This is a genomic window from Phocaeicola intestinalis, assembly GCF_014837065.1.
In the GTDB taxonomy this organism is placed as follows: Bacteria; Bacteroidota; Bacteroidia; order Bacteroidales; family Bacteroidaceae; genus Phocaeicola; species Phocaeicola intestinalis.
The window spans coordinates 128,399-135,877 of sequence record NZ_JACSPP010000005.1; the positions used below are offsets into that span (position 1 = coordinate 128,399).

At 42.1% G+C, this 7,479-nt stretch carries 7 protein-coding genes; 2 read left to right on the plus strand and 5 right to left on the minus strand.

The window, feature by feature from the left end:
* Positions 1-299: 299 nt before the first annotated feature.
* Entirely contained in the window at positions 300-995 is a 696-nt protein-coding gene (locus H9625_RS03090; RefSeq protein WP_022040166.1) for a DUF4827 domain-containing protein, read from the plus strand.
* A gap of 166 nt (positions 996-1,161) precedes the next feature.
* Positions 1,162-2,547, plus strand: coding sequence for a phosphoglucosamine mutase (gene glmM, locus H9625_RS03095; protein WP_022040165.1), 1,386 nt, complete (start codon positions 1,162-1,164; stop codon positions 2,545-2,547).
* A gap of 129 nt (positions 2,548-2,676) precedes the next feature.
* On the opposite strand, the gene H9625_RS03100 is transcribed toward glmM, so the two are convergent.
* From H9625_RS03100 to H9625_RS03120, 5 genes are all read right to left on the minus strand, one after another.
* Positions 2,677-3,018: a hypothetical protein gene (locus H9625_RS03100; RefSeq protein ID WP_158100106.1), complete on the minus strand. Its 342-nt coding sequence runs from the start codon at positions 3,016-3,018 to the stop codon at positions 2,677-2,679.
* 25 nt (positions 3,019-3,043) lie between these two features.
* Entirely contained in the window at positions 3,044-3,763 is a 720-nt protein-coding gene (locus H9625_RS03105; protein ID WP_022040164.1) for a lysophospholipid acyltransferase family protein, read from the minus strand.
* A gap of 81 nt (positions 3,764-3,844) precedes the next feature.
* A complete protein-coding gene (locus tag H9625_RS03110; RefSeq protein WP_087407210.1) occupies positions 3,845-5,041 on the minus strand; it encodes a metallophosphoesterase in 1,197 nt (398 codons plus the stop codon).
* 16 nt (positions 5,042-5,057) lie between these two features.
* Positions 5,058-5,957, minus strand: coding sequence for a vitamin B12 dependent-methionine synthase activation domain-containing protein (locus H9625_RS03115; RefSeq protein ID WP_191762971.1), 900 nt, complete (start codon positions 5,955-5,957; stop codon positions 5,058-5,060).
* An 8-nt stretch (positions 5,958-5,965) separates the two neighbouring features.
* Positions 5,966-7,306, minus strand: coding sequence for a dihydroorotase (locus H9625_RS03120; protein ID WP_191762976.1), 1,341 nt, complete (start codon positions 7,304-7,306; stop codon positions 5,966-5,968).
* Positions 7,307-7,479 lie beyond the last annotated feature (173 nt).

A 7,479-nucleotide genomic window follows, 5' to 3' on the forward strand; every position in this document is an offset into this window, starting at 1 on the left:
TTATCAGTGTTTGGCAGGCAGCAGTTTTTTTGTAACGCAAAGATTACGGATTTCTGATGCTGACCGTATGTCTTTACCTTCTGCTTTAAAAAGAGAAAAGCTACAGCTTCCCTTTAATGCATTGGAATGCCTCCAAGAAAATGAATGACCCGGTTCGCATGCAACGGTTTCTATGCTGATGTGATATTCATGTTCTGAAATAAGTTTAAATCACTTCATTTAATGATAAAATCTCTTTGAATTTTCGTTTATTACTGCCATTTTATTAAATTTGCCGCCACAAATTTATAGCAAGAAGAATGAAAAGGATAAGATTGTTTGTAACAGTATTGGCTATCGGGACTTTGTTATTCCAAAGTTGTGACGATAGCAAGACGTATGCTGAACTGAGAGATGATGAAATTGATGCAATCAATGCATGGATTAGTACGCACGATTATGAAATAATAAGCGAAAGCGAATTCTATGCCCAAGATACAATGACCAACGAGAATCAGTTTGTGCTTTTTGATGAAAGCGGTGTGTATATGAATATCGTGAAGAAAGGGCAGGGTACTTCTGTCTTGGCAGATGGGTCGTATTCCATACTTTCCCGTTATTTTGAGATTGCGATGCAGGATCGTGATGAACTGTTCAGTTTGGGTGATACGCTGACTGGTAATACGAATCTGTACAATTATCCGCTTTATTTTGTAAACTCATCGTGGTCGCTTCCAATGTATATGCTTCATCCCGAAGAATATAAGCTTACCATTGATGGTGATTCTTATTCGGCAGCTTTTACGCAGAGTTATATTATGTATTCCATTTACCAGACAACTTCGGTACCGACGGGCTGGTTATTGCCTTTGCGGTATGTAAAACCTTCGCGTACATCTTCGTCGACTGATGTGGCTCGTGTACGTCTGATAGTTCCTCACGCTGAAGGGACTAGAAATGCGAGCCGTTATGTATACCCGTGTTATTACGAGATTACTTATAATTTAGGTAAATAAGAAGGCTGGTGTGTCAGAATGGAATGGGATTATCAAAATGAACGTTGATTTTTGTTTTGGCACATCCGCCTTATGTTGTAATGTCTGTTCCGTTTGTCAGGGAGGACAACCCAAGACATTGCCTGAATGTTGGTGAGAAATTATAAACCCAAAAACTTAATAAACGATGACTTTGATAAAATCAATCTCCGGTATCAGGGGAACTATCGGGGGAAAAGCAGGAGAAGGGCTGACCCCGTTGGATATCGTAAAATTTACTTCTGCATACGCTACACTGATTCGTCGTATTTCTTCTTTACAAAGCAATCGCATTGTGGTGGGACGTGATGCCCGTGTATCGGGTGAGATGGTGCGGAAAGTGGTGTGTGGCACTTTGATGGGTATGGGTTTTGATGTCGTTGATATAGGATTGGCTTCTACTCCTACTACCGAATTGGCGGTGACGATGGCAAAAGCCTGTGGTGGAATTATTCTGACTGCCAGCCACAATCCGAAACCGTGGAATGCACTTAAATTGTTGAACGAACGTGGTGAGTTCTTGAATGCTGAAGAGGGGAAAGAAGTGCTCCGCATAGCCGAAGCAGAAGACTTTGAATACGCCGATATTGATTCGATAGGGCTCTATACGGAGGATTTGAGTTATGGTGAAAAGCATATCGAGCACGTCTTGTCTTTGCCTTTAGTAGATAGCAAGGCTATCCGTGAAGCAGGTTTTCGTGTCGCAATTGATTGTGTAAATTCGGTAGGTGGTATCATTCTTCCACAATTGCTGGAGCGTTTGGGAGTGGATTATGTAGAGAAATTGTATTGCGAACCTACAGGAATTTTCCAGCATAATCCTGAGCCCTTGGAGAAAAATCTAGGTGATATCATGCAGTTGATGCGGAAAAAAGAATTGGATGTGGCTTTTGTAGTAGACCCGGATGTGGATCGATTGGCTATGATTTGTGAAGATGGAACAATGTATGGCGAGGAGTATACGCTAGTTACAGTGGCCGATTATGTATTGAAGAATACACCAGGCAATACGGTATCCAATTTGAGTTCGACTCGTGCATTGCGGGATGTAACTGATAAATACGGGATGAAATATTATGCTTCGGCAGTAGGCGAAGTGAATGTGGTAGCAAAAATGAAAGAGACACATGCCGTAATCGGCGGTGAAGGTAACGGCGGTGTCATCTATCCGCCTGCCCATTATGGTCGGGATGCACTGGTAGGCATAGCTTTGTTCTTAAGTCATTTGGCTCATGAAGGCAAGAAGGTGAGTGAACTGCGTGCTTCTTATCCTACTTATTATATGGCGAAAAATCGTATAGATTTGACGCCGGATACTGATATTGATGCTATTTTGGAAAAAGTGAAGGAAGTTTACCGTAATGAAGAGGTAAACGATATCGATGGGGTGAAGATTGATTTTGCTGACGGGTGGGTACACTTGCGTAAGAGCAATACCGAACCCATTATCCGTGTATATTCGGAAGCCCGCACTGCAGATGAAGCCGACCGCTTGGCGAAAACTGTTTGTGCAATCGCCTGTGAGAAAAATTGAAAAATGAATGTCCGTAAACAGTCAATACATACCCTTGAAAAATGAATATATACTTCATCGGCTGATGAATATATACTGCATTCACGGTTGAATATATACTTCATCGGCAGATGCAGTACTACTGCGTTTTCAACTCAGTCGAATTGGTTTATTACGGACATTCATAACTTGAAGTGCATTCGTTTGCCCTATCGGCAGATATAATCTGATTTGAATACGGTCGTATAGTTTTTGTACGGCCGTATGTTTTTTCATAGACAATAAAAACGCACCTTTACAGGAGATATTTCTTGTCTGCGTCTTAGAAGCTGTTTTGAATTTCTCCAAAAAGTTTTTCTTGGCTTGATGTATCTGTTTTCGTGTGTGCTTTGGGCGATTTTTTGGTCCTTTTCGCTCCTGTTCTTCGTCAGATAGCCCGCTATCTTCCTCATCACAGAAGCGAAAATGCCTCAAAAACTCATCCCAAATCATCGCTCGATAAATTCAAAACAGCTTCTTACTTTAAGTCTTTTTCTATTTCTTTATACGATTCTGTCATCAACATTTGCAAGTTTTCTTCTCCTTTTTTGCCGATAGGATAGATTGGTGTGTGTATGGTGAGCTTCATAGGATGCCAGGAGAGCAATTTGCCTGTACGTGGCAGAATCTGGAAAGAACCGTTGATAGTCATCGGAACGACAGGCATTTGTAACTGGTCGGCAATGAAGAAAGCTCCTTTCTTGAAAGCATTCATCTTTCCGGTATAGGTGCGGGCTCCTTCCGGAAAGACCATCAATGACGTTCCTCCCTGTAGCACTTTTTCTGCTTGTTTGATGGTTTCGTATATCTTTCTCGGACTGGATTTGTCGACGAAGATAAAGCCGGCTGATTCACATGCTTTCCCGACAAATGGTATTTTCCGTAAGCTTTTTTTCATCATCCATTTAAAGTTACGTCCCAAGAATCCATAAATCAGAAATATATCGAATGCTCCTTGATGATTGGCTACAAAGACATACGAGGTGTTTTTGTCCAGTACCTCATGTCCTTCTACTTTTACGGGGAGCAAAAATAGAAAACAGGTTAGTTGTGACCAAAGTTTTCCGGGGTAATATCCCCAAAAATGTCCGTTTCCTAACCAGCATCCTAGCATTGTGGTTAGGGCTGTCAGGATAGTGGCTACTACGAAAATCGGTAATCCAATGCAGATTTGATAGATGATGTAAATGAGTCTCATGTTTATGATTTTTAAGTTTATAAATCTTTTTAGGTTGAATGTGTTCCGGTATCGTTTTTTTGTGTCTGTAATCTTTTTATTTTATTGTTTGTTTTTGAGGGTAATGACCGTTATTTCAGGCCATGCACCAAGGCGCATGGGGAACATGACGAAGCCCAGGCCTACATTGACATAAAGGCCGCGTCCGTTTTCCAGATACATGCCCCGATGTTCCGGATAGACAAATTTGGAGAAGGAAAATCCGAACAGATTAACCTGCATGTCATGAGTATGACCGGCAAGCATGAGCTGGACATCTGTTTCGGGCAAAACATTGCGTTTCCAGTGTGTGGGATCGTGACTGAGCAAAATTTTGAACATTCCATCGGTATGCTGTAATGCTTTAGGAAGATTCCCCCGATTAGGAAAGGGAGGGTTTCCACTGTTCTCGACACCTGCTATTGCAATGGAGTCATTGCCTCTATACAAGATGCGATGTTCATTCATCAGTACCTCCCATCCCATTTGTTTTTCTCTGCAAATGAGGGTGTCGATATTTGCCAGGCGCTCAGCTTCGCTGTCCCAATGTGTGTATGTTGCATAATCGTGGTTGCCCAGCACGGCATATACTCCGTCTTTGGCATGTAACTGAGATAGAATAGTCATAAAAGGTTTCATCTCGTCAGCACGGCTATTTACCAAATCACCGGTAAAGGCGACCAGGTCTGGATATTGGGCATTGCATAATGTCACGGCACGTTGCAAGGCTTCACCATGGTCGTCCCAACTTCCTGTATGAATATCGGATAATTGTAAGATCCGATAGCCGTTAAAAGCATCGGGGAGGTCGGGAGATATGAAAGTGACTTTGTTGACTTGGAAAAACTCTTTTCCGAAAGCAGCCCCGAATACGATGTAAATGCAGGTAATAAGTGCTGCTGATGACGGGATACAGATTCTTGCAAGTCTGTATAAATGTACGATGGATAATGGCATCGGCTTCTTGATGAAGCATTGAACAGACTTTTTACAAAGATAAATCAGTAAGTCGCACAGCATGAATACCATTTTGGGAACAGCTATGCATAATGCTACAATCAGGTAAATGCCGAAAGCATGCTGAAAAGAGTCGCGGAAAGAAACAAAAACAAGCAGGGCTAGCAGCAAACAGATGCTTGGCATCCACCAGAGTTTTCTTATCCATTGTTTTGCGCAATACTTGATATGGAATCTGTAAATATACCAATCGGGCAATAACAGCAAGATTAAAAAGAATAATGAAATGCGTAATATAATCATATCAGTCGGGATGTTGTTATAAATTGGCGGTTAAAAATTTGCGTAAATAATTGCTGTCCATGCCTCGTCGTGTCGCGTAATCAGCCAATTGGTGTTCGTCGATTTTTCCTATGGAAAAATAGTGTGATTGTGGATGCGCGAACATCAGTCCACATACCGATGCATGTGGTCGCATCATGCCGTTTTCGGTAAGATGGATGCCGATTTTGTTCATGTCAATCAGCGTGTTAAGTAAAAACGTTACCGATAGGTCTGGAAGTGAAGGATAGCCTACTGCCGGGCGGATACCTTGATATTCTCCATTCAGCAGTTGCTTGTGGGTCAAATGTTCGTCTTTGGCATATCCCCAAATTTCTTTCCGAATGGTTTCGTGTAGTTTTTCAGCAGCAGCTTCAGCCAGACGCTCGTTTAAGGTCTGTACAAGCAAGTGCTGATAGGTATCGTTTGCGTAGCTTTTTTCAAAAGTATTATCAACGGTGGTGGCAAATGCCCCCACCGTATCGACAATTCCTTGTGACAATGGACGTACAAAATCGCTTAAACAGAGAAATGGAGCGTTGGGATGTATCCGTGTCTGTTGACGGAGCAGAGGGAACCTGATTCCGTCTAGTAATAAATCATCACTATCAGCATTGGCATCCATGAGCCTGTATATTGCCTGTATCTTGCACTTTTCATCCATGTGTCTCAGCAGGCGTTGGGCTTCGTTATACAGAAGTATGGCTTCGGTAGCTTTAGCTGTATCTGTTTGTGGAAAATTTGCCGCCCATCTCGTCTGGCAGGTGTCACATCCAGCTATGTCTGCTATTGCAGCAAACCGAGGCTGGAATCCCCACGCATGGAAAAAATAGATCCAGTTGATATAACCGGCTAAATCCTGGATTGTATAGCTGACAGTGGTATTTGCAATTTTCATACGTTTTTTTATCGGTTAAAACGGAGTGGTTCTCCTCGATATGCTTCATTTACTTGTCCATCGGTATATACTAAATTCCCGTTGACAAATGTCTTTTCCACTTTTGTATGGAAAGTTTGGCCTTCATACGGACTCCACCCGCATTTGCTCAATATGCAGTCTTTGGTAACAGTCCATTCTGCTTCCGGATTCAGGATAACCAAATCGGCTTTATAGCCCGGGCGGATGTAACCTCGTTTGTCTATCTGAAACAAATCAGCAGGTGTATGGCACATTTTATTTACCATTTGTTCTATAGTGAATATACCTTGTCTTACCAATTCCATCATGCAATTCAGTGAAAATTGGATGGATGGCATGCCGGAGGCCGCTTTTAGTGCTCCCCCTTCTTTTTCCGAAAGCAGATGAGGGGCATGATCTGTCGCTATGACATCAATAAGGTTTGTGCGTAAGGCCCGGTGTAAAGCTTCACGATCCTTGGATGTCTTGACACTCGGATTACATTTGATGCGAGCCCCATAATTGCCGTAATCGTCTTCGCAGAACATCAAATGTGAAACACATGCTTCTGACGTTATTTGTTTCTGCGAAACCGGAAGGTCCGTAAACAAGCTCAACTCGCGGGCAGTGCTGAGATGGAGTACATGTAGCCTTGCTCCTGTTTCTTGTGCCAGAAGTACTGCTTCTTTCGTCGATTCCCAACACGCTGCTTCGCTTCTGATACGGGAATGGTATTTGATGTCGGGATCTTCTCCAAATTTCATTTTGGCAAGTTCCGTGTTCCATTCAATGATTTCAGGATTCTCACAATGTGTGGCGATTAAGATGGGAGCAGCTTGAAATATTCGTTTCAATGACTCTCTTTTTTCTACCAGCATATTGCCTGTGCTGGCTCCCATAAAGAGTTTTATGCCACATACGCGTGTCTTGTCTAATTGGGAAAACAAATCAGTGTTGTCATTGGTTGCCCCAAAGTAGAAAGAATAATTGACAATGCTTTTTTGTGAAGCAAGGTTGAATTTTTCTTCTAACGCTTCGATTGTGACGGTCTGAGGCTTGCAGTTGGGCATATCCATGAAGGAAGTGACACCTCCTGCTGCAGCTGCAGAACTTTCTGTAGCTATATCAGCCTTATGTGTCAGACCGGGTTCGCGAAAATGTACATGGTCGTCAATAACTCCCGGAATCAGGTAATATCCGTTGGCATCGATGACTCTGTCACATTTTGTTTGGGGTTCAGGATTGCCTTTTATTACCGCATAAATCAATTCATCTTCAACAATGACCGTACCAACGTATTTTTCTCCTTCGTTTACGATGGTTGCATTTTTGATACAAATCCGCATAATATTTATATTTTTATTAAAGGTTTCTCAAATGAAGAGCCTGTATCTTTCCAGTAAAAAATCACAGATGAATGTTTCTTTACTGGGAATATATGAACGTTTAGAAGCTGTTTTGAATTTCTCCAAAAAGTTTTTCTTGGCTTGATGTATCCGTTTTCGTGTGTGCTTTGGGCGAT

What these genes read in the sequence shown, in the direction of transcription:
- H9625_RS03090 (WP_022040166.1), top strand. Translation starts at nt 300, where the DNA reads ATGAAAAGGATAAGATTGTTTGTAACAGTATTGGCTATCGGGACTTTG.
- glmM (WP_022040165.1), top strand. Translation starts at nt 1,162, where the DNA reads ATGACTTTGATAAAATCAATCTCCGGTATCAGGGGAACTATCGGGGGA.
- H9625_RS03100 (WP_158100106.1), bottom strand. Translation starts at nt 3,018, where the DNA reads ATGATTTGGGATGAGTTTTTGAGGCATTTTCGCTTCTGTGATGAGGAA.
- H9625_RS03105 (WP_022040164.1), bottom strand. Translation starts at nt 3,763, where the DNA reads ATGAGACTCATTTACATCATCTATCAAATCTGCATTGGATTACCGATT.
- H9625_RS03110 (WP_087407210.1), bottom strand. Translation starts at nt 5,041, where the DNA reads ATGATTATATTACGCATTTCATTATTCTTTTTAATCTTGCTGTTATTG.
- H9625_RS03115 (WP_191762971.1), bottom strand. Translation starts at nt 5,957, where the DNA reads ATGAAAATTGCAAATACCACTGTCAGCTATACAATCCAGGATTTAGCC.